This is a genomic window from Neobacillus drentensis (assembly GCF_036965245.1).
GTDB lineage: Bacteria > Bacillota > Bacilli > Bacillales > Cytobacillaceae > Neobacillus > Neobacillus drentensis_G.
On the sequence record NZ_JBALPG010000175.1, the window covers coordinates 1 to 20,264 of the forward strand.

Annotated in this window: 26 protein-coding genes and 1 riboswitch; of the genes, 25 read left to right on the top strand and 1 reads right to left on the bottom strand. The window is 37.7% G+C overall.

Features of this window, described 5'->3' with window-relative positions; translation table 11 throughout:
• The first annotated feature begins 51 nt into the window (after positions 1 to 51).
• The 14 genes from V7150_RS24215 to V7150_RS24280 all read left to right on the top strand — a co-directional run bounded on the left by V7150_RS24215 (position 52) and on the right by V7150_RS24280 (position 10,893).
• Positions 52 to 1,050: a hypothetical protein gene (locus V7150_RS24215; protein WP_335523342.1), complete on the top strand. Its 999-nt coding sequence runs from the start codon at positions 52 to 54 to the stop codon at positions 1,048 to 1,050.
• 121 nt (positions 1,051 to 1,171) lie between these two features.
• A complete protein-coding gene (gene fliS / locus V7150_RS24220) occupies positions 1,172 to 1,552 on the top strand; it encodes a flagellar export chaperone FliS (RefSeq protein WP_335523343.1) in 381 nt (126 codons plus the stop codon).
• A gap of 14 nt (positions 1,553 to 1,566) precedes the next feature.
• Positions 1,567 to 1,914, top strand: coding sequence for a hypothetical protein (locus V7150_RS24225; RefSeq protein WP_335523345.1), 348 nt, complete (start codon positions 1,567 to 1,569; stop codon positions 1,912 to 1,914).
• 277 nt (positions 1,915 to 2,191) lie between these two features.
• Positions 2,192 to 2,278: riboswitch (cyclic di-GMP riboswitch) on the top strand.
• 171 nt (positions 2,279 to 2,449) lie between these two features.
• Entirely contained in the window at positions 2,450 to 2,764 is a 315-nt protein-coding gene (locus V7150_RS24230) for a hypothetical protein (protein ID WP_335523347.1), read from the top strand.
• Positions 2,765 to 2,858: 94 nt separating this feature from the next.
• Positions 2,859 to 3,527, top strand: a complete 669-nt coding sequence (locus V7150_RS24235) for a glucosaminidase domain-containing protein (protein WP_335523349.1) — start codon at positions 2,859 to 2,861, stop codon at positions 3,525 to 3,527.
• 126 nt (positions 3,528 to 3,653) lie between these two features.
• A complete protein-coding gene (gene flgB / locus V7150_RS24240) occupies positions 3,654 to 4,067 on the top strand; it encodes a flagellar basal body rod protein FlgB (protein ID WP_335523350.1) in 414 nt (137 codons plus the stop codon).
• A gap of 5 nt (positions 4,068 to 4,072) precedes the next feature.
• Entirely contained in the window at positions 4,073 to 4,528 is a 456-nt protein-coding gene (gene flgC, locus V7150_RS24245; RefSeq protein WP_335523352.1) for a flagellar basal body rod protein FlgC, read from the top strand.
• Positions 4,529 to 4,539: 11 nt separating this feature from the next.
• Positions 4,540 to 4,839: a flagellar hook-basal body complex protein FliE gene (gene fliE, locus V7150_RS24250; protein WP_335523354.1), complete on the top strand. Its 300-nt coding sequence runs from the start codon at positions 4,540 to 4,542 to the stop codon at positions 4,837 to 4,839.
• A gap of 30 nt (positions 4,840 to 4,869) precedes the next feature.
• Positions 4,870 to 6,459 carry a flagellar basal-body MS-ring/collar protein FliF gene (gene fliF, locus V7150_RS24255; RefSeq protein WP_335523356.1) on the top strand — a complete coding sequence of 530 codons (1,590 nt, stop codon included), beginning with the start codon at positions 4,870 to 4,872 and terminating at the stop codon, positions 6,457 to 6,459.
• A gap of 5 nt (positions 6,460 to 6,464) precedes the next feature.
• Positions 6,465 to 7,475, top strand: coding sequence for a flagellar motor switch protein FliG (fliG, locus tag V7150_RS24260; RefSeq protein WP_335523359.1), 1,011 nt, complete (start codon positions 6,465 to 6,467; stop codon positions 7,473 to 7,475).
• Positions 7,459 to 8,289, top strand: coding sequence for a FliH/SctL family protein (locus tag V7150_RS24265; RefSeq protein ID WP_335523361.1), 831 nt, complete (start codon positions 7,459 to 7,461; stop codon positions 8,287 to 8,289). Before fliG ends, V7150_RS24265 begins: the two co-directional genes overlap by 17 nt.
• Positions 8,252 to 9,595 (top strand): flagellar protein export ATPase FliI, encoded by a 1,344-nt coding sequence (fliI, locus tag V7150_RS24270; protein ID WP_335523364.1) that lies wholly within the window; start codon positions 8,252 to 8,254, stop codon positions 9,593 to 9,595. Before V7150_RS24265 ends, fliI begins: the two co-directional genes overlap by 38 nt.
• Complete coding sequence (fliJ, locus tag V7150_RS24275; RefSeq protein WP_335523367.1) at positions 9,592 to 10,026, top strand: flagellar export protein FliJ; 435 nt, start codon at positions 9,592 to 9,594, stop codon at positions 10,024 to 10,026. Before fliI ends, fliJ begins: the two co-directional genes overlap by 4 nt.
• 12 nt (positions 10,027 to 10,038) lie before the next feature.
• Entirely contained in the window at positions 10,039 to 10,893 is an 855-nt protein-coding gene (locus V7150_RS24280; RefSeq protein ID WP_335523370.1) for a MotE family protein, read from the top strand.
• A gap of 76 nt (positions 10,894 to 10,969) precedes the next feature.
• On the opposite strand, the gene V7150_RS24285 is transcribed toward V7150_RS24280, so the two are convergent.
• On the bottom strand, positions 10,970 to 11,143 hold the full coding sequence (locus V7150_RS24285) for a hypothetical protein (RefSeq protein ID WP_335523372.1): 174 nt from the start codon (positions 11,141 to 11,143) through the stop codon (positions 10,970 to 10,972).
• Positions 11,144 to 11,192: 49 nt separating this feature from the next.
• On the opposite strand from V7150_RS24285, the gene V7150_RS24290 reads away from it, so the two are divergent.
• Genes V7150_RS24290 through V7150_RS24340 form a run of 11 tightly spaced genes read left to right on the top strand, consistent with a single transcriptional unit; the run spans position 11,193 to position 20,141 of the window.
• Complete coding sequence (locus V7150_RS24290; protein WP_335523375.1) at positions 11,193 to 11,483, top strand: flagellar biosynthetic protein FliO; 291 nt, start codon at positions 11,193 to 11,195, stop codon at positions 11,481 to 11,483.
• 5 nt (positions 11,484 to 11,488) lie between these two features.
• Positions 11,489 to 12,229, top strand: a complete 741-nt coding sequence (fliP, locus tag V7150_RS24295; protein ID WP_420490327.1) for a flagellar type III secretion system pore protein FliP — start codon at positions 11,489 to 11,491, stop codon at positions 12,227 to 12,229.
• 15 nt (positions 12,230 to 12,244) lie between these two features.
• Positions 12,245 to 12,514, top strand: a complete 270-nt coding sequence (gene fliQ, locus V7150_RS24300; RefSeq protein ID WP_283923038.1) for a flagellar biosynthesis protein FliQ — start codon at positions 12,245 to 12,247, stop codon at positions 12,512 to 12,514.
• Between the two features lie 3 nt (positions 12,515 to 12,517).
• The gene (gene fliR, locus V7150_RS24305; protein ID WP_335523380.1) at positions 12,518 to 13,294 is read left to right on the top strand and encodes a flagellar biosynthetic protein FliR; all 777 of its coding nucleotides are present in this window, start codon (positions 12,518 to 12,520) and stop codon (positions 13,292 to 13,294) included.
• A gap of 2 nt (positions 13,295 to 13,296) precedes the next feature.
• Entirely contained in the window at positions 13,297 to 14,391 is a 1,095-nt protein-coding gene (flhB, locus tag V7150_RS24310; protein ID WP_335523382.1) for a flagellar biosynthesis protein FlhB, read from the top strand.
• On the top strand, positions 14,388 to 16,421 hold the full coding sequence (flhA, locus tag V7150_RS24315; protein ID WP_335523383.1) for a flagellar biosynthesis protein FlhA: 2,034 nt from the start codon (positions 14,388 to 14,390) through the stop codon (positions 16,419 to 16,421). The genes flhB and flhA overlap by 4 nt, the downstream gene beginning before the upstream one ends.
• Positions 16,418 to 17,656: a flagellar biosynthesis protein FlhF gene (gene flhF, locus V7150_RS24320; RefSeq protein WP_335523385.1), complete on the top strand. Its 1,239-nt coding sequence runs from the start codon at positions 16,418 to 16,420 to the stop codon at positions 17,654 to 17,656. The genes flhA and flhF overlap by 4 nt, the downstream gene beginning before the upstream one ends.
• A 1-nt stretch (position 17,657) precedes the next feature.
• Positions 17,658 to 18,542 (top strand): MinD/ParA family protein, encoded by an 885-nt coding sequence (locus V7150_RS24325; protein WP_335523387.1) that lies wholly within the window; start codon positions 17,658 to 17,660, stop codon positions 18,540 to 18,542.
• Between the two features lie 14 nt (positions 18,543 to 18,556).
• Complete coding sequence (locus V7150_RS24330) at positions 18,557 to 18,928, top strand: hypothetical protein (protein ID WP_335523389.1); 372 nt, start codon at positions 18,557 to 18,559, stop codon at positions 18,926 to 18,928.
• A 20-nt stretch (positions 18,929 to 18,948) separates the two neighbouring features.
• The gene (locus tag V7150_RS24335; protein WP_335523390.1) at positions 18,949 to 19,752 is read left to right on the top strand and encodes a sigma-70 family RNA polymerase sigma factor; all 804 of its coding nucleotides are present in this window, start codon (positions 18,949 to 18,951) and stop codon (positions 19,750 to 19,752) included.
• Between the two features lie 53 nt (positions 19,753 to 19,805).
• Positions 19,806 to 20,141 carry a PilZ domain-containing protein gene (locus V7150_RS24340; protein ID WP_335523393.1) on the top strand — a complete coding sequence of 112 codons (336 nt, stop codon included), beginning with the start codon at positions 19,806 to 19,808 and terminating at the stop codon, positions 20,139 to 20,141.
• Positions 20,142 to 20,264 lie beyond the last annotated feature (123 nt).

Here is a 20,264-nt window from a genome sequence, read left to right on the forward strand (position 1 = left end):
TCATAAGAGCGATACATATAATAAAACATCAGATATGAAGAGAGTTTGAAAATGTCAAAATTAGTTTTACCTTTTTGTAGATGGGCAAAAAAGTTTGTAAAACCAAGTATGTTCAAATCTCATATTCATTTTGGAGGTATTCTAATGAGTTTTAAATCTGCAATATTTCAGATGAAAGAAGCGATAATCAATCAAGAAGTAGGACCATCAGAACAAGATTTCATTCAAAATTTGGAATCTAACAACGGCTTACGTGCTGGATCATTAATTTTTTATTATAATCATTTTGTGATGTTAAGAATGAATAACGCTGAAAATTCTACCCAGATTCTTGATGATTCCAAAAAAGTTAATCGTAAATGGAGCAAAAATGAAATTGAGTTTTTGTTTCAATATATTAAGGAACGACAAGAAGAAGGTGCTCTAAATATTACAGAAATATTAGAGGAAGCAGCTAAAGTTTTAGATCGTGGATATCAGTCAGTTAATTATAAATATTATTCCATTATCAAGGCAAAGGCTAAAGAAGAAGATGCCAATCAAAATGGCTATCAATTTATTACGATTACTGAGAAGAACGTTCCTGTGTTAGCTACAGAAGTAATAGGGGATACGCAGACTGCGCCACAAGTACATCAGATGACATCTGCGCAAGATCATGATGATTTGCTCGACATATTATCGGGGCTAATAACCAATGTGCAACAACTTCCTGGGATTAATTTAAACGAACTTTTTAAAAGTTTATATCATCTTACAAACATGGCGCTTCAGAATCAGGATGCGGTTCAACAAATTGAAAGTATGAAATCAGAAATCAATCTTGAAAAAGAAGCAATTCGTGAGCAGTTAAAGAAAAAGGAACAACAATTCATTCAGGAGAAAAAGCGTAATGATGAATTGCAATTAGAGGTTGCTAAGCTGGCAAAGGAGATTACTGCCTTTAACCAATTAGGAGATGCTGCAAAAATACAACAACTGAAATCGTACAATCAAAGGCTTAACTACATCATTGACAGCTTCGGAGTAGTTCTTAAAGTCAGCGGCTAAGTTTTTAGAAAGAACAGCCATTAAACATCAAATTATTTTTATCTCATCTCCTTAACTATTTTTCGGTTTTTCCGATATATAATAATAGAACGCAGTGGATTTTAAAAGGAGAAAATCAAACATGGCATTTAGCAATCCTTATCAAACTTATCAAAAACAAGCGGTTATTACTTCTAAACCAGAAGAATTGACCCTTATGTTATATCAAGGTATGGTTAAATTCATCCGTTTATCCAAAACAGCTCTTCAACAAAACAAACTTGAGGAAAGTCACAGTTACAACCTAAGAGCCCAAGATATTGTGAGTGAGTTAATGGTGACTTTGAAAAAAGAGTACACCATCTCTGATTCGTTGTATTCTTTATATGAATATATGAAATCTCGTTTAATTGAGGCCAACATTAATAAAAAACTTGACTTATTAGAAGAAGTGGAAGGGTATGCTCTGGAATTAGCGGAAGCTTGGACAACCGCTATGGATCAAAAGAAAACTAATAATTAAGGTTTGGTATACCTATGAACGAATTAATTACAGACATTTATGAAATAACGATAAACATGCATCATGCCTTAAATGGAGAAAATTTTGCAGAATTTGATCAATTATTAAATAATCGGAATTCTATAATGATGAAGGTTGATAGGTTCAGGTTTGAAAATCCCGACTACCATTATTCAGCTAAAGACAAACAATTGTTGGAAGAAGCTCGTTGTCTTGATCAACGTTTGACTTTCCTATTAAGAGAAAATATAGCCGAAACACAGAACTCTCTAAATCAAATAAAGCAGAATAAACAAGCTTCCCAAAAATATCGCCCCTATCTAAAACAAACAGACGGTGTATTTTTAGATTCCAAAAAGTAATTTTAGTGCGTGATCACACATGACGAAATGAGTGATTCATGCATTTTTTTTTGTAAAAAAATCAAAAAATAAAAGACTAACTCTAGCTTATTTGGCCCGTAGGAATGATTAATAGGACTATTTTCGATAAAAATATGAATTTTTTATGGGTATATTTTTGAAAATGAAACTTTTGGACTAGTAATTTCGACATAAAATGATAAAATAGTAGTATATTCGATATTACAAAAACATTCTATGATTTATTTAGAGATTAGTATAATATTTACAAATAATTATCTCGAAAAGGCATAGCTGATGAAAATCAGTGTCGCAAAGCTATAGGGACTAAGGTGCATTTGCACTATGTCAGCCAGTTACCAAAAGATTAAGGATTTGAAATAGGTAAAATGTCTAGCTAGGTTGTTTATTTACTCTGCGTAGATTTTTTTCTCTATCACCTCCCTTTTGGTAAAGGCGAGGTTATTTTTTTGCCTAAGCAAAGAAAAAACCATCGTACTCTAAAATATCCAGTTTGATCGAGAGGAAGGTATTCATGTTCCAACAGCAAGCAATAACAGACAATCGAGTGTATGGTAAGGTTTATAATTTTATGGAGTATAAAAAGATGAAACCATACTTCGAAAAACCTATTAAAATAACTATGGGGAACCCAATTAATGACACTTATTATTTGGTGAAAAATTTGGTCTACAAGGAAAAGCAGATTTTTGCAATGAAGCAAAAACAGGATTCAAACACAATTATTTTAGTAGAAGCTAAAATAGAAGATGGCCAACTAATACATATTTCTAAGCTTTCAGAAGAATTTTTGGGAGACGTTAGCGGGATGTTTGAAAGAACTATATAATACTTTCTAGGAAAATATAGCTAGAAAAAAATTAATGGGTGTTTTGGATTAATTTTTGCTACTTTGAATATATTGGAAGAAAGGATGTAATCTATTGATTACCAGTGATAATTGGTTTACCCAAACAATGCTGATTAATACTTTATCCAGGACTGAAAAACTACGTTCGCAGATGGCAGGATCCACTTCTGATGGGCACAATCTATTTGCTTCAGTCTTAAATCAACTATTGAAACAACAGGAGAGTCAATCGACAGTAAAACCTCAAATTAATTCTATTATTCCTAATATTATTTCAGCTGCGGACCCTAATTTGAGTAATCAAAATGTGTCATTGAATGGGAATGAACCATTACGTTTCCAATTAATAGACCCGGAAAAGATAAATCAAGTATTGGATGGGAAATTAAAGGGAATGGGTGAAGTTTTTGTTCGCGCGGGAAACCGGTATAATATCAATCCAGCATTATTGACTGCCATTGCTCAACATGAAACCGGAAACGGGAAATCCCGTGCCGCTGCAGAAAAAAATAATGTTGCTGGGATGATGGGTGTTAATGGTTTGAAATCGTACTCTTCAATCGAAGATAGCATAATGGATATGGCTCGCAATTTAAGTAAGAATTATTTAGGACAGGGCTTAACAAGTATTTCAAAGATTGGGTCGAAGTACGCACCGATAGGAGCCGAGAATGATCCAACCGGCCTAAATAATAATTGGGTAGTAGGGGTGAACAAGTTTTTTGAACAGCTTAGAGTATAACAAAATTTGAAAAGGACATCAGGTAAGAAAAAAAACCTGGCAAAACAACCCTTTTTTTAGTATATTGATGTAGAAAGTTCTTTGTTTTTGATGTTTTATCAAAAATAATCAAAAAATTCTCTTGAGATGGAAAGGAGAGTCCTCATCTTGAATAATATCGGCATCCTGCATTCAGCATTAAATGCTTCTAGTCTTCGTCAACAGGTCATATCAAATAATATAGCAAATGCGGAAACTCCTGGTTATAATTCTAAGCATGTGGTGTTTGAGGATATATTAAAGCAACAATTATCTAATCAAACAAATTTTGTAGGAAAACGGACGGACCCTCGTCATGTTGTGATTGGGAAATCCGGTGCCATTCCTATGGCCCAGACTGTGGAGAATTCGGATACAGTTATGCAAAACAATGGCAACAACGTTGATATCGACAATGAAATGACTCAGATGGGAAATAATTCATTGTGGTACTATACGCTAACTCAGCAGCTTACTAGCCAATTTAACCAATTATCAATTTCCATCAAAGGAAGGAGTTAGAAGCGATGTTTGATTCTTTAAATATTAGTGCATCTGCTCTAACCGCTGGAAGGTTAAGGATGGATGTAAGCTCTTCCAATATAGCTAACGCCTCTACTACAAGAGGAAAATTCGTAAATGGTGTATGGGAACCCTATCGTCGAAAAATGGTTGTGATGGAACCAAGAGAGAAATCGTTTAATCAAGTTTTACAAGGGGAATTGCAAAAACAAACTGGGTCTAATCCTGCCATGCAAGGGGTAAGGGTGACTGGAATTATCGAGGATCAAACACCTTTTAAGACGGTCTATGATCCCACCAACCCAGATGCAAATGCTGACGGCTATGTCATGATGCCAAATGTCGACCTGTCAAAGGAAATGGTTGATATGCTCGCAGCATCTAGATCCTATGAAGCGAATGTAACGGCATTCAATTCTGGAAAATCAATGATGTTAAAAGCACTAGAAATTGGTCGTTAGGAGGGATATAAATGAATGTATCTAATGTAGGTAGTGAATTAATCAAAATTAATCAAAATCCATTCCAAAATGTAGAAACTGCCAAACCTAAAACGTCATTTTCAAACGTTCTTCAAGGATATTTGGAGAATGTGGATAGCACCGTGAAGCAAGCACAAGATCTTTCTACAAAAGTAGCTGCAGGTGAAGTTGATAATATTCATGATGTCATGATTGCATCACAAAAGGCGCAATTAGCTTTGGAACTCACGGTCACCATTAGAGATAAGGCTGTGGAAGCATATCAAGAAATGATGCGAATGCAAATATAAAGAATGATGGAAAGCTGGGCAGGGTGAGAAATGAATCGATCATGGATAGAGCAAATCAAACATACCGGAGAGAAATTTAATGATTATTGGAAGATGAGAAGTAGGAATCAAAAAGTCCTCTTCATAGGGACTTTCTTATTTCTTATTGCAGCCCTATCCACTTTTATCTATTTTTCTTCCCGTACTGAATATGTACCGCTGTATAACGGTCAATTGACACAGCGGGAAGTGGGGGACATTAAAGCAGAATTGGATAAACAAGGGCAAACTGATTATAAAATATCTGAAAATGGAACGATGTTACTTGTTCCAAAGAAAGCTGCATCTGATTTAGTAGTGGATCTTGCTTCCAAGGGATATCCAAAAGATAACAAAATTAATTATGAAATTTTTGGGGAAAATCTCTCATTCGGAGCGACAGATAAACAATTCGACATACTTGAACGTGAAGCGATGCAAAATCAAGTGGCGGATGTTCTTACACATGTAGATGGAATTAAAAACGCAGAAGTCATTTTGACCTTACCTGAAGAATCGGTGTTTATCAAACAGGATCAAGATCAAACAGCCAGTGCTTCTGTGATGGTAGAAGTAGAACCAGGGGTACAACTTAATTCACAACAAATACGAGCGCTTTACACTTTAGTTTCACGCAGTGTACCGAAACTTCCACTCGAAAACATAACCATCATGAACCAGTACAGTGAGACATTAGCTCTTAAAGATGCAAATAATGAGGATCAGACAGTTGATAAGTACGAGGAACAGCGAAAAATACAGCAAAATTTGGAACGGGATATTCAACAGAGCCTGCAAGGAATGCTAGGGACGATCCTTGGCGACAAAAAAGTATATGTACATACCTTTTTAAAAATGAATTTTGATAAGGTTAAAACAGAAGAACAGTTAGTAAAACCAGTAGATCAAAATAATAATGGTATTGTAATAAGCTCGGAAAAAAGCTCAAAGTCAGCTACTGGGACAGGTTCAAATCCTGGAGGTGTCGTGGGAACTGGTGAAACGGATGTTCCTGGATACCCAGGTGCTGACACAGCAGGGGACAGTAGTTATGAAGAGTCGAATAACAAGGTGAACTATGAGGTCAACCGAATTAACAACGAGATCATAAAGAGCCCATATCAAATAGAAGATATTACGATAAATGTTGGTGTCGAGGCAGATCCCGAAAATCCTAATAAGTTACCGAAGGCGGCACAAGATAACATTCAAAACATTATTGCAAATACAGTACGAACGGCACTTGGACATCCTGATTTAACCCAAGAAGAGATTGATCAACGGATTACGATTTTCCCACACACATTTGCTGCAAGCACCAATAGTGAGAGTGAAACTAAGTCGAATTGGCTAAATATTGCTGGTGGAATAGCTTTAGGGTTACTATTGGTCGGCGGGTTAATCTGGTGGCTAGTAAGTCGAAGAAAACAAAATCAATTCGATGAAGAAGAGGAAATGAATTTTACAGCCAAAGTCGAAGAACCAGATTATTTTGCAGAACAAGATATGGGTGTGGAAAGTCAATTAAAGAAATTGCTTAATCAAAGACCTGAAGATTTCTCTAAAGTGATTCGAACACTGCTACATGAAGACGAGGGGTGAGTTCCATGGCAACAGCATTAAAGTTGACCGGAAAACAAAAAGCAGCGATATTGCTCATTTCGATGGGAAGGGATGCTTCCACAAAGGTGTTCAAACATTTGCCTGAGGAAGAGATTGATCAGCTTACCCTTGCAATCGCTAATATTCATAAAGTGGATGCCAAGGAAAAAGAAGAGGTATTGGAAGAGTTCCATCAAATGTGCATTGCCCAAGATTATTTAGCAACGGGGGGAATCAGCTTTGCGCAGGATGTGTTGGAATCTGCGCTGGGTTCGGATCGAGCCAAACAGATCATTCATCGATTAACATCACAACTCCAGGTTAAGCCTTTTGAGTTTGCACGCCGCATCGATGCAATGCAAATCTATCAATTCTTACAAAACGAGCATCCGCAAACGATTGCTTTAGTTTTAGCCCATTTAGAGACACAACAAGCATCAATGATTCTTTCATCACTGCCTAGTGAACTTCAATACGATGTTGCTAGACGAATTGCATTGTTAGAGCAAACTTCACCTGATGTGATTAAGGAAGTAGAAAATATTTTAGAACAAAAGTTAGCCTCTACCATCCGTGAGGACTTTACTGTGGTTGGAGGAATTGAATCGATTGTCAGTATCTTAAACGGCGTTGACCGCGGAACGGAAAAAGGTATTTTGGAACACCTGGGTACGAAAGATGAGGCCTTGGTTGAAGAAATCAAGAAACGAATGTTTCTATTTGAGGATATCATTAATCTCGATCGACGTGCGATTCAGCGTGTTATTCAGGAAGTTGAGAATCATGATTTACTCCTTGCAATGAAGGCCGCCAGTCCAGAGGTCAAAAAAGTTATTTATGAAAACATGTCAGAAAGAATGGTTGAAACGTTCGAAGAAGAAATGCAATTTCTCGGACCAGTCAGAGTTAAAGATGTTGAGGAAGCGCAGGGAAGAATTGTGTTTGTTATTCGCCGCTTAGAGGAAGCTGGAGAGATTGTCATTGCTCGAGGTGGAACTGATGGCATCTTATTCTAAAGTTTTTAAGGCTACTAATCTATCATTGATGGAAGAAGTGAAAGTTATTACCCAGCCGCTTCTTCCATCCCAAATAAATGTTGAAGCAATGGATGGAAATACAACGAATGATGGCGTTGAAGCTGATGATACGTTTCAAGCTAACCAAGTGATTCAGGCGGCAAAAGCAGAAGCGCAGACAATGATCGAGATGGCCGAGCAAAATGCCCGTTCAATAGAAGCCTCTACGACAGATAAAATCAACCTATGGTGGGAAGAAAACCAACAGAAATTAGAGGCGTTATCATTAGAAGCGAAACAGCAAGGATTTGAAGAAGGGTTAATCACTGGGAAACAAGAAGCTAAAACGCAGATTCAACAAGAATATCAAGGGAAATTAGATCAGGTTCAACAATTGTTACTACAAGCCTATGAACAAAAGGATTCGATTATCTCAGAAGCAGAGCCGTTTTTACTGGAGTTGAGTACGGTTATTGCTTCTCAAATAATAAAAAAGGAATTAGAAAGTCATCCTGATCAATTTGTCGAGTTAATTAAACAGCATATACTTCGCTTTAAAGAAAAAGAGTCAATTACGGTCTGTGTTCATCCTGATGATTTTGATTTCATTCATTCACAGCGTGACCACCTAATTGCTGTTGTTAATGGGGAAACAGAAATTAAAATCATACCGGACCATTCCGTTTCAGAAAGAGGGTGTATTATACGAACTGCTTACGGCAGTGTCGATGCTCGTATTGATACCCAAATTGAGGAAATCAAAAGGGTCATTCTAGATGTTAGAAGGGAGCCGGATCGTGGGATTATCAGTTGAGAACTATAGTAAGCTCATTAGAAATATTGACCCAGTAAGAGTTAATGGTAAGATAACCCAAATAATTGGACTTACAATTGAATCTCAAGGTCCTGACGTTAGAATTGGCGAACTATGTTCGATTTATCCTTCTCAATCACAGACTCCCATTCAAGCAGAGGTTGTTGGTATTAAGGAGAATAAAGTGCTGCTCATGCCTCTCGGTGAAGTGCGCTCCATCGGTCCAGGATGTGATGTAGTCGCAAGCGGGAAACCAATGAAAGTTAAGGCCGGCAGCCAATTGTTAGGACGGATTCTGGATGGTTTAGGAAACCCTATCGATGGAAAGCCATTACCATTAGGTTTAGAGGAAGTACCAACGCACTCCATTCCACCTAATCCACTCAGTCGACCACGAATTCATTCTCCCTTAGGGGTAGGCGTACGAACGATTGATGGATTATTAACAATGGGTAAAGGGCAAAGAATGGGAATCTTTGCTGGGAGTGGGGTAGGTAAAAGTACACTTCTTGGAATGATTTCTCGAAATACCACAGCTGAAGTGAACGTCATCGCCTTAATCGGAGAGCGAGGACGTGAAGTTCTCGATTTCATTGAACAAAATTTGGGGGAAGAAGGGTTGAAAAAATCAGTCGTCATCGTCGCGACTTCTGATCAACCTGCCCTTATCCGAATTAAAGGTGCCTTAACAGCGACTTCCATTGCTGAGTATTTTCGAGACCAAGGTAAGGATGTATTACTTGTGATGGATTCCGTCACTCGATTTGCAATGGCACAAAGAGAAGTTGGATTAGCTATCGGTGAACCCCCTACGACCAAGGGGTATACTCCTTCTGTGTTTGCGATGCTTCCACAACTATTGGAACGGGCCGGAACTGGACCTAAAGGATCGATTTCAGCGATTTATACAGTTCTGGTGGATGGAGATGACATGAACGAACCAATAGCAGATGCGGTAAGAGGAATTCTCGATGGACATATCGTCCTAAACCGTGCGATTGCGGGAAAAGGAATATTTCCTTCGATTGATGTGTTAAATAGTGCAAGCAGGGTCATGACCGAAATTATCTCTGACGAGCAATTAAATGCAGCACAATACTTTAAGAAATTACTTGCTGCCTATAATGAAGCAGAGGATTTAATCAATATTGGTGCGTATAAGAAAGGTTCGAATCGTGATATCGATTTGGCGATTCGGCTAAAGCCGACTATGGATCAATTTTTACGACAAGGTATTTATGAAGCTTCTCAGCTTGAGGAGGCAGAGTCCTTCTTACTTTCACAATTTGGAGCGATGATGCGATGAAATTTACGTTTTCCTTTCAAAAAGTACTTGATGTCAAAGAAAAAGAACAGGAAATTGCAAAGCAAGAATATGGCACAACCAAACTTCGCCAATTAGAACTAGCGGAACAGATTGAAGGGTTAGAATTGGTCAAAGATCATGTTTTCAGACAATACAATGATGTTGATCGAAAAACAGTCAAGGAGATTTTAGAGTTTCAACAAGAAATCGACCATGTAAGCCTTCGAATGAAGCGGTTGGAAGATCAATCACAGCAAATTCAACAAGAAGTTGAACAAAAACACCAAGTGCTAATCAAAAAAAATCAGGAATCAAAAATGTGGAATATATGGAAGACAAAATCAATGGAAGCTTTTCAAAAGCAGCTCGATCTGAGTGAACAAGCGATGTTAGATGAAATGGCCGTCTTACGCTATACCCGAAGGACATGAGGAGAGTAACAAATGGATGAGAAACAACGCGGAAAACTAGGGAGTATATTATTCTGGGTGATTTCATTACTGATTACCGTTATATTGGTTTTATTCCTCGCAGATTTTGTTGGGTTTCCAGTATGGAAGACACTTCAAAATTGGGGAAATAAGCTTCCAATCGTAAACCATATCATTCCAGATTCTACTGCTACAAAAGACGAAAAGTCGAATGATCCTTATGATTGGAAAAGTAAATATGTCGAGAACCAATCGATTTTGAAAAAAAAGGATCAACAAATCGATGAGTTGAAAAAACAACTAATGGCCGATCAAAATGACATAAAGGTATTAAAGAAAAGTAACGAAGATTTACAAAAACAGCTAGAGAATAAACAAACAAAAGAAGTTCAGGAAAAAGTGAAACAAATCGCAGGAATTTATTCCAGTATGCCAGCATCAAAGGCTGCTGCCATGATTGGATCGATGCCGCTTGAGGAAGCAGCATTAACGATGTCACAGTTGGACCAAGAGCTGCAAGGCAGCATTATCGGCAGCATGAAGGATGTTAAGAAGGCATCCCAAATAACGTTGTTATTGAAGGAGATTGCAAGCCTAAATGAAACAAATCAAATGGTACTTCAACAACAGGTCCATGAACTCGCACTAAAACAGGAAAATCCAACAGAAATCTTAGCTGAAACGATTGCTGGAATGCCTGCTGCTCAATCTGCTGAGCTTATAAAAACGATGATGGGAACGAACTCACAAGTAGCTATGAGTCTCTTGAAAAATATTAATACCTCTAGTCGTTCGCAAATTTTAACGGAAATATCGAAATCTGATGCTAAATTAGCGGCTACTATCGCGGCAAATTTAAACAACTAGAAATAACTCCATGGAAGGAGAAAATCATGAAACGCTTCATGTCCATATTTGTTTTGTTTTTTTATATTTTTTCATTTCAACCCACCATTTTTGCCGCGGGTTCAACCTCTAACGGCGAGATTTCCGCATATGACTCTATCCAGAAAGGGGAGGGAAAACCCTCTCCTTCATCGACTAAAGTCGCGGATAGCGGGTCACCTACCGTTTTTCCCTTATTTATCAAATTAATACTCTCGTTTTTCTTAGTCATAGTTTTATTGATTGGATTGTTACGCTTTTTGTCGAAGCGAAGCCGGCATATGCAAACAAACGGTCTTGTTCTCCCTTTAGGTGGTCAAGTCCTTGGCAATAACAAATCGTTACAGGTTCTCCTCATTGGTCAGACCATTTATATCGTTGGAGTTGGAGAGAATGTAACGATACTTCGCTCGATTTCTCAGGGGGAAGAATATCAACATCTTCTTGAAAGCTATGAAAATCAAGCGGAAGGACACACCTCTAATTGGTTAGCTAAGGATTCCTTAAAAGGATGGAACACTGTTTTTCAAAAGCATTTACAAAACATGAGGAAAGAAAACGGGGAGGAGTAGGATCAATGATTCGAAAATTAACAATACTTGTTCCGCTTCTTTTAGTAGGTTTCTTATCAATTGCCTATTCTGCAGAAGCCAGTCTCCTTCCTGGAATAGATATAGGTTCTAGCGATCCAGATAAAGTCTCAAATACATTACGGATTATACTATTAATTACGGTACTTTCCATTGCACCTGCCATTCTTATATTAATGACAAGTTTTACACGTATCATTGTTGTGCTGGGGTTTGTTCGTAATGCCCTTGGGACTCAGCAAATGCCCCCCAACCAAGTATTGATTGGGATATCGTTATTTATGACTTTTTTTATCATGGGCCCTACTTTTACTGAAATGAATAAAGTGGCCTTACAGCCGTTTTTGGCTGGGGAAATGACGCAGCAAGAAGCCTATGATGCGGGCAGTACGCCATTGAAGGAATTTATGGCCAAACATACACGTGAGAAAGATTTAGTACTGTTTATGAATTATGCAAAGATGGAAAAACCGAAGGAAGTAAAGGATATTCCATTAACCGCATTAGTACCTGCCTTTGCCATTAGCGAATTAAAATCAGCCTTTCAGATGGGATTTATTATTTTTATCCCGTTCCTAGTGATTGATATGATTGTTTCAAGTATCTTAATGTCAATGGGGATGATGATGCTGCCGCCGGTGATGATTTCATTGCCATTTAAGATCCTATTATTCATTTTGGTAGATGGTTGGCATTTAATTTTCCAATCACTGCTCATGAGTTTTTAAGGAGGAAGTGTATTCATGACTACTGAAATGATCATCGGACTTGCCCAAGAGACGGTCTATACCATTCTAATTGTCATCGCTCCAGTTGTTGGTGTGGCTTTATTGGTCGGTTTGTTAGTTAGTATTTTTCAAGCAACCACACAAATTCAAGAACAGACGTTAGCATTTGTCCCAAAAATCATCGCTGTATTCATATCTATTCTTTTCTTCGGAGCATGGATGTTACGGCACGTGCTTGAATTTACTGAAAATTTATTAGGGAATCTCTCTAAATTTGTGGGGTAAGTGATGACAATTTATGCTTCTTCCTTGTTGAATTTTTTACTTGTATTTGTAAGAATTTCTTCATTTATGGTTACGGTTCCAATATTTTCCGGTCGTCAAGTTCCAAACATTTACAAGATAGGCTTGAGTATGGTGCTAAGTGTACTATGTGTCGGGGTAATCAATGAACCGATTCACTCCTTTCCTCTGGGGGAAATGGTCTTATTGATTCTTAAAGAATTTATGGTTGGAATTGTGCTAGGAATGGTTGCAAATATTTTGTTTTATGCAGTCCAGTTAGCAGGGGCGTTATTGGATCTGCTAATAGGCTTTTCAATGGCCAGTCTATTTGATCCTACATTTGGGACAAATTCACAAATAACTGGACGTTTCAAAAATATTTTAGCCATCCTAGTATTGCTTGCTACCAATGGTCATCAACTTCTAATTCAAGGGATATTAGCTAGTTTTGATTGGATATCATTGCAAACCTTCGTTCCAGCGTGGATGGACGGCCGAATATCGACCTTTCTAATGGATTGTGTCCAGCAAATGTTTATGATTGGGTTTTTGATGGCCGCTCCACTCATTGGTACGTTGTTTATCGTGGATGTGGCCTTAGGAATTATTGCAAGGACAGTGCCACAAATGAATGTGTTTGTTGTTTTCCCTCCAGTCAAGATTTTGATCCATTTTTTTATGTATATTTTTGTTTTGCCTGGTTTCTTTTACCTATTGAAAGTACTTTTTGAAACCATGTTCGGATCCATGAATTCTATTTTGAAAATAATGGGGGCGTAACTATGCTTCTACGTTTAGATCTGCAATTATTTTCTGGAGAAAAAACGGAAAAAGCAACCCCGCATAAGCGACGAGAGACAAGGAAAAAAGGGGAGGTTGCCAAGAGTCCGGAAGTTGCTCAAGCCGTCACACTACTATTCAGTTTCACTTTTTTAATGATTAGTGGAAAGAGCATAATTGCAGGATGTCTTGACATATATCGTCGTAGTTTCAAAGAATATTTACGGTGGGATCTCTCGACCTCCAGCGTCCAACTTTTATTTAACCAGTTGTTGTGGGATGTAGTTAAATTAGTGTCACCCATTTTTGCTGTCATCCTCGTCGCGGGTGTGGCGGCTAATTATTTGCAGGTTGGATTTATGTTCAATCCTGAATCTGTGAAAATGAAGTTAGAAAAATTAAATCCAATCCAAGGATTCAAGCGAATCTTTTCCCTTCGTGCCCTTGTGGAATTACTAAAGTCCATTTTAAAGATTGTGATTACTTCTACCATCGCTGGGATGATGATTTGGAAGCAGAAAGATGAATTGTTATTAATCGGACAAAAAAGTTTATGGGATTCAGCTAGATTCATAGGTTCTTTAACCGTTCAAATCGGGGTAGTTGTTGCTATCAGTTTGGTGATTCTTGCGGCAGGAGATTATTTTTATCAAAAGTTTGAATTTGAAAAAAAAATACGGATGTCGAAACAAGATATCAAAGATGAATTTAAGAAGATGGAAGGTGACCCGTTCATTAAAGGAAAACGGAGAGCCAAACAACGAGAACTATCAATGAATCGAATGATGCAAGAGGTGCCGAAGGCTGATGTTATCATAACCAATCCAACGCACTTCGCAGTGGCCATCCGCTATGATCTCGAAACGATGGATGCGCCAGTTGTGATTGCCAAAGGAAAAGATCATATCGCATTAAAAATAAAAGAAATAGCCAAACAAAATAAAATTATGACTGTAGAAAATAGACCGCTTGCTCGTGCCTTGTTTGCTGCAGTGGAGATCGGCGAGTCTATTCCTGAAGAAATGTTTAATGCAGTGGGAGAGATTTTGGCTTATGTTTACTATCAGGAAGGTCGCTATAAGGGGATGATGACTTGAAAACAAAAGACGTATCCGTTTTGATTGTTGTTATATTGATTGTCGCGATGATGATAATTCCATTGCCAACAATCTTATTGGATTTTCTATTAATTATTAATATTAGCTTGTCATTATTGATCTTAATGGTGGCTATGAATACGAAAGAACCGTTAGATTTTTCTATATTTCCAACTGCTTTATTAATAGCTACTCTTTTCCGTTTAGCACTGAATGTGTCGACGACTCGTTCGATTCTTTCAAATGCAGATGGAGGTAAAGTAATTGAGACATTTGGATCCTTCGTCGTTGGAGGCAGTCCTGTTGTCGGTTTTGTTGTATTCTTGATCCTTGTTGTTATTCAATTTATTGTGATAACGAAGGGGTCGGAACGGGTAGCGGAAGTTGCCGCTCGTTTTACTTTGGATGCAATGCCCGGAAAGCAAATGAGTATTGATGCCGATATGAACGCAGGATTAATAAGTGATCAAGAAGCGCGTGCCCGCCGTAAGAAGGTTGAACAGGAGTCTGATTTTTACGGTGCTATGGACGGTGCCAGTAAATTTGTCAAAGGGGATGCGATTGCAGGGATCATTATCCTTATCATTAATGTCGTTGGCGGATTTATTATTGGGATGGTCATTCATGGTATGGGCTTTGCTGAATCTGCCAGTACTTTTACACTGTTATCCGTGGGAGATGGGTTAGTAAGCCAAGTCCCGGCCTTGCTCATTTCCACCGCTACTGGGATAACAGTTACCCGCGCTGCATCGGATGGAACGTTAGGTTCGGACATAATGAAACAGCTTTTCCATTACCCAAAGCTGCTTTATATTGTAGCAGGAACGATTGTCATTCTTGGTATTTTCACACCGATCGGACTTTTCTTAACTTTGCCTATAGCACTTTTATTGGTATTCGGTGCTTATTCCATGCAAAAGGCCTTGCAAAAAGAAGAACAGCAAAATGAATTGGTTGAAAATGACAGGCAGGTTGAAGACATTAGCAGTCCGGAAAAAGTGGTTAACCTGCTTCAGCTAGATACGCTGGAATTGGAGATAGGTTATGGTTTGATACCATTGGCCGATCAAAAACAAGGTGGAGACATTCTGGATCGAATTGTCATGATCAGGAGACAGTTTGCAATTGAATTAGGCTTAATCATTCCTACTATTCGCATTCGCGATAATTTGCAATTGACACCCAATCAATATGTCTTAAAGTTCCGCGGCAACAAAATTGCCGCAGGAGAGGTATACCTTGATCATTTTCTTGCCATGAATCAAGGAGGAGATAATGAGGAGATTGAGGGCATTCATGTGACTGAGCCTGCATTTGGACTTCCTGCCACTTGGGTGAATATTGATGTGAAACAAAAAGCCGAGCTAATGGGCTATATTATCATTGATCCATCATCCGTGATAGCTACTCATTTAACAGAAGTGTTAAAAAAGTATGCATACCAGTTGTTAGGCAGAGAGGAAACAAAGGAATTAATCGAAAACTTAAAAGAAACCCATCCAAATCTTATCGAAGAGGTACTACCAAACTTACTTTCAATTGGAGATATTCAGAAGGTATTACAGAATCTTTTACGTGAACAGATTTCGATTCGTGATTTAGCAACAATCTTTGAAACTTTAGCAGATTTTGCCAACTACACAAAGGAACCAAGGGTATTAACTGAATACGTACGTCAATCCTTGACAAGGCAAATTACCGAGCAATATGCAGATGAAGGAGTCATTCATGTGCTAACGGCTGGAGCGACGTTAGAGAAAGGCATTTCTGATTATATCCAACAAACGGAAGCAGGGGTGCATTATCTATCGATGGACCCGCAAATGTCTAGAAAAATTACCGAAGAATTACAACAACAAATTGAACGGGTCATCCAAACAGGCAGTCAACCGATTTTCCTGACTTCTCCATCGATTCGAATGTATTTAAAACAATTTGTTGATAAAATAATGCCAACTGTTCCCGTTCTCGCATATACCGAGCTGGAGCCCGATATAGAGATCCAAAGTATAGGAGTGGTGAATATATGAAAACGAAAAAGATCGTAGCTGATTCAATGCCCCTTGCTTTAAAAATGGTCAGACAGGAACTGGGGGATAATGCCATTATCGTAAACACAAGGGCGATAAAGACGGGAGGGCTGTTTGGTTTTTTTACAAAACAAAAGTATGAAGTAACAGCATACTCCATAGAAAAAGATGGTGCTAGTACGGAACCAAAATTTTCATTAGAACTAAAAGCGAAATCGGGGAATCAAAAGCCAAAGAGTGAAGAGAAAAATAATCCCGTTTTCCACAAGAAACCGCAAGATCTTTATCATTATTATTCTCAACCGGCTGCTGTCACAGAAAAACCTGTATCACCACTGCCTTCAGAATCTTTAGCAAAGGAAAATCCTTTGTTAGATGAACTGGCGTCTATGCGAAAAATGATGATGACCTTTATGATGAATGACAGTCAAGGAAATACCATGCCTAACAAATTATTTAAGTATATAAGCCGTTTAAAAAAACAGGGTGTGGATGAGGAAATTGTCGAGTATATTGTCAGCAGCATGCTTAAGAACTATGAGTCAATAAGCGATTTGACTGATGAGGTGATCGAAAAAGAAATTACCTACCTAGTTAAAGAAATTATTGAAAAGCGAGTTCCTAAGTCAAACATGGTTAAAGAGAGTACAAGGATGATTAATGTCATTGGACCTACTGGCGTTGGGAAAACTACAACCATTGCCAAACTAGCTACTGAGCAAGTGTTAAAACAAAAGCGTAGAGTCGCCATGATTACAACCGACGTTTATCGAATTGCAGCGGTAGAACAACTAAAAACGTATGCAGGGATTTTGAATGTGCCGCTTGAAGTGGTTCGCACGAAAGATGAATTAGAGAAGGCGCTTACCAAACTAGCACATTACGATCTAATCTATATGGATACGACCGGACGTAATTATAAAGAAGTTCAATACCGGGAATCGATTAATGAATTTTTAAATCATCCGCATGAGAGTGATAATTATTTAGTTTTAAGCTTGACTACAAAGTTTGAAGATATGCAGATACTGTTGAATGAATTCGTGAAAAGTCCTGTCCAAAAACTGATTTTGACAAAGTTTGATGAAACGACAAGCTATGGTTCAATTCTTAATATCGCTTATAAATATCCATTTCAGTTAGCCTATATAACTAATGGTCAAAGTGTCCCAGAAGATATTACGACAATCGATGCAGCACTTCTTTTGAGATACTTATTAGGAAAGGAAAAGTAATATGGATCAAGCGCAAAGTCTTAGAGAATATATGCAGCGATTTAATGTTGAACAGCAAAATAACCATTCCGCTCGTATGATTACGATTACGAGTGGAAAGGGTGGGGTCGGTAAATCAAATTTTACGATTAACTTTGCTTTAGGCTTGCAAGCAGTAGGCAAAAAAGTTGTGATCTTAGATTTAGATTTATCAACCGCGAATATTAATATTCTCATGGGGATAATGCCGCGGTATAGTCTTGTAGATGTCTTATATCAGAAAAAAACTATCTGGGATGTTTTAGAAAAAGGTGTGAATGGCATAGAGTATATTTCTGGCGGATTCGAGATACAAGATCTGATAAATTTGGATCAACAGAAGCTCTTGTTTTTTTGGAGCCAAATTCAAGAGCTTCAAACCTATGCTGATTTTATTTTACTTGATACAGGTGCCGGAATATCTAAGGAGCTAGTAGACTTTATCGTAGCTTCTGATGAGACCATTATGGTCACCACACCTGAGCCTACATCCATTGCAGATTCTTATGCAGTTATTAAAACTGTTCACCAATATACAAAGCAATCTCCAAAATTTAACTTGGTGGTTAATCGTGCTCAATCCTATCGCGAAGCAGTTGAAACTTCAAGAGCTATGAAAAATGCCTGCAGTAATTTTCTGAATCTGCCTTTGAAAACACTTGGCTTTCTGATGGAGGACGCCCATGTTTGGAAGTCGGTTCGATTGCAAATTCCATTTTTCATTTCGTTTCCAAATTGTGAAGCATCAAAAAACATCAAACAAATTGTTTATGCCTATTTGCCTGATTTAGAAAAACCTTCTTCTGTATCAACGAAGGGAATCCGAGGATTTTTTGAAAAAATTTTTACTGTAGGTAAATCGTTGTAAAGGGAGAATACCACATGTCAGTTAATTGGGGAGTTAATGGATTTATTGGATTAACCGCATCATTGGTTACTTATTTTTTTTCCTATTCGAATAACACATGGCAAACCTCATTATTTCGAGCAGGCATGGGTTTCTTTCTCTTCTTTGTTCTAGGGTTCATTTTACAATTTGTAGTCCATCAGGTTGACTCTATCAATAGCACAGATTGGGACCAGAAGCAAAATAGTGAAGACGAGATAGAGCTGAAAACAGGTTCAATAATCCATCATGAAGAAGTTCCGATAGAAAAACAATCATTCCAAGCCTTTTCACTAGATGCGTTACAAAGTGCTGGGAACCTAAAAGATCCTGAAATAACCGTAGATACCATACGTAATTGGAATTAGTGAAAACAGGAGGGATTAGCTTGAGAACGGCTGTCAAAGAAACCATACCTCATTTTCTTTTATGGAGGAAGTTTCGGGAAAGTGATGATTCATTAACACAGGAAAATCTAGTAAAACAATATGGACATTTGGTAGAGCAAATGGCTAGCCGTTTGAGCCTAACGATTCCGAAGAATATTATTTCGAAGGAGGACTTAATCGGATTAGGCTATATCGGATTAATCGAAGCTATCCAGAAATTTGATTATAATAAAGGATATCAATTCGAAACATTTGGATTATGGCGCATTAAAGGAGCCATGCTGGATGGGATTCGCAAGATGGATTGGGTTCCGCGGGGATTAAGAGAGAAAGCCAAAAAATTAAATACTGCCTATCGTCATTTAGAGCAGACTTTAATGAGATCTCCTTCCGAAGAGGAACTAAGCAACTATTTGGATATACCTATAGAAGAAGTTGACCAGTCTATGGCTGCGTTATCATTTTCCACCCTTCTTTCTCTTAATGAACCGATAAAAGCCAATGAAGACGAAGGGAAAGAGCAAAGCAGATTGGATCAAATTAGTGATCATAATTCGGAAACTCAATTACAGCAGCTTCAAATGGAAGAATTCCGTAGACTAATAGTTGAATGTATTGATAAAATGCCAGAGAAAGAAAAGCTAGTGATTTCCTTGTTATATTATGAAGGATTAACCCAAGTAGAAATTGCTGAAGTGTTAAATCTAACCAAGGGAAGAATCTCGCAAATTCATTCTCAAGCTATCCTTCGCCTGCGTCGGAGCTTTGAAGCAAGGGGCTTTTCATTCGATTCGTTTATGTGATGATAAGAAATCTTCCTTCAGTGGGATTTTTTTGATGAATGGGGTGTTTAGATTTGGATTATTCTACTAACCGTCGTGAATTTAGAAGAATCGTATTTAATAATCCTATTCAGGCAATTATTGAAACCGAAACTTCCTGTGCAGAACAATTTAAACAGTCAATATGGATACTTGATATGAGCGCTGGTGGCCTTAAATTTGTCAGCAAATCAGACTTTCCTGTAAACTTTATTGAAATATACAAGTTCAATTTGACAATAAATAATAAAGACCTAATATTGTACGGGAAAATAATTCGTAAAAAATTACTCACCAATAAAATCTATGAATATACTGTAGAATTTGATTTTAATTTTTACGAAAAATTAAAATTGAACAAAGATTATTAATCGATCTAGCGAAATTATAAAGAACAATTAATTTTGAATCTGTTTAAGAAATCAGATATAATTTTCATGTGAGGGAACATTCACATGTAAGGCTAGATTTACATAATTTCATACGATTAGGAG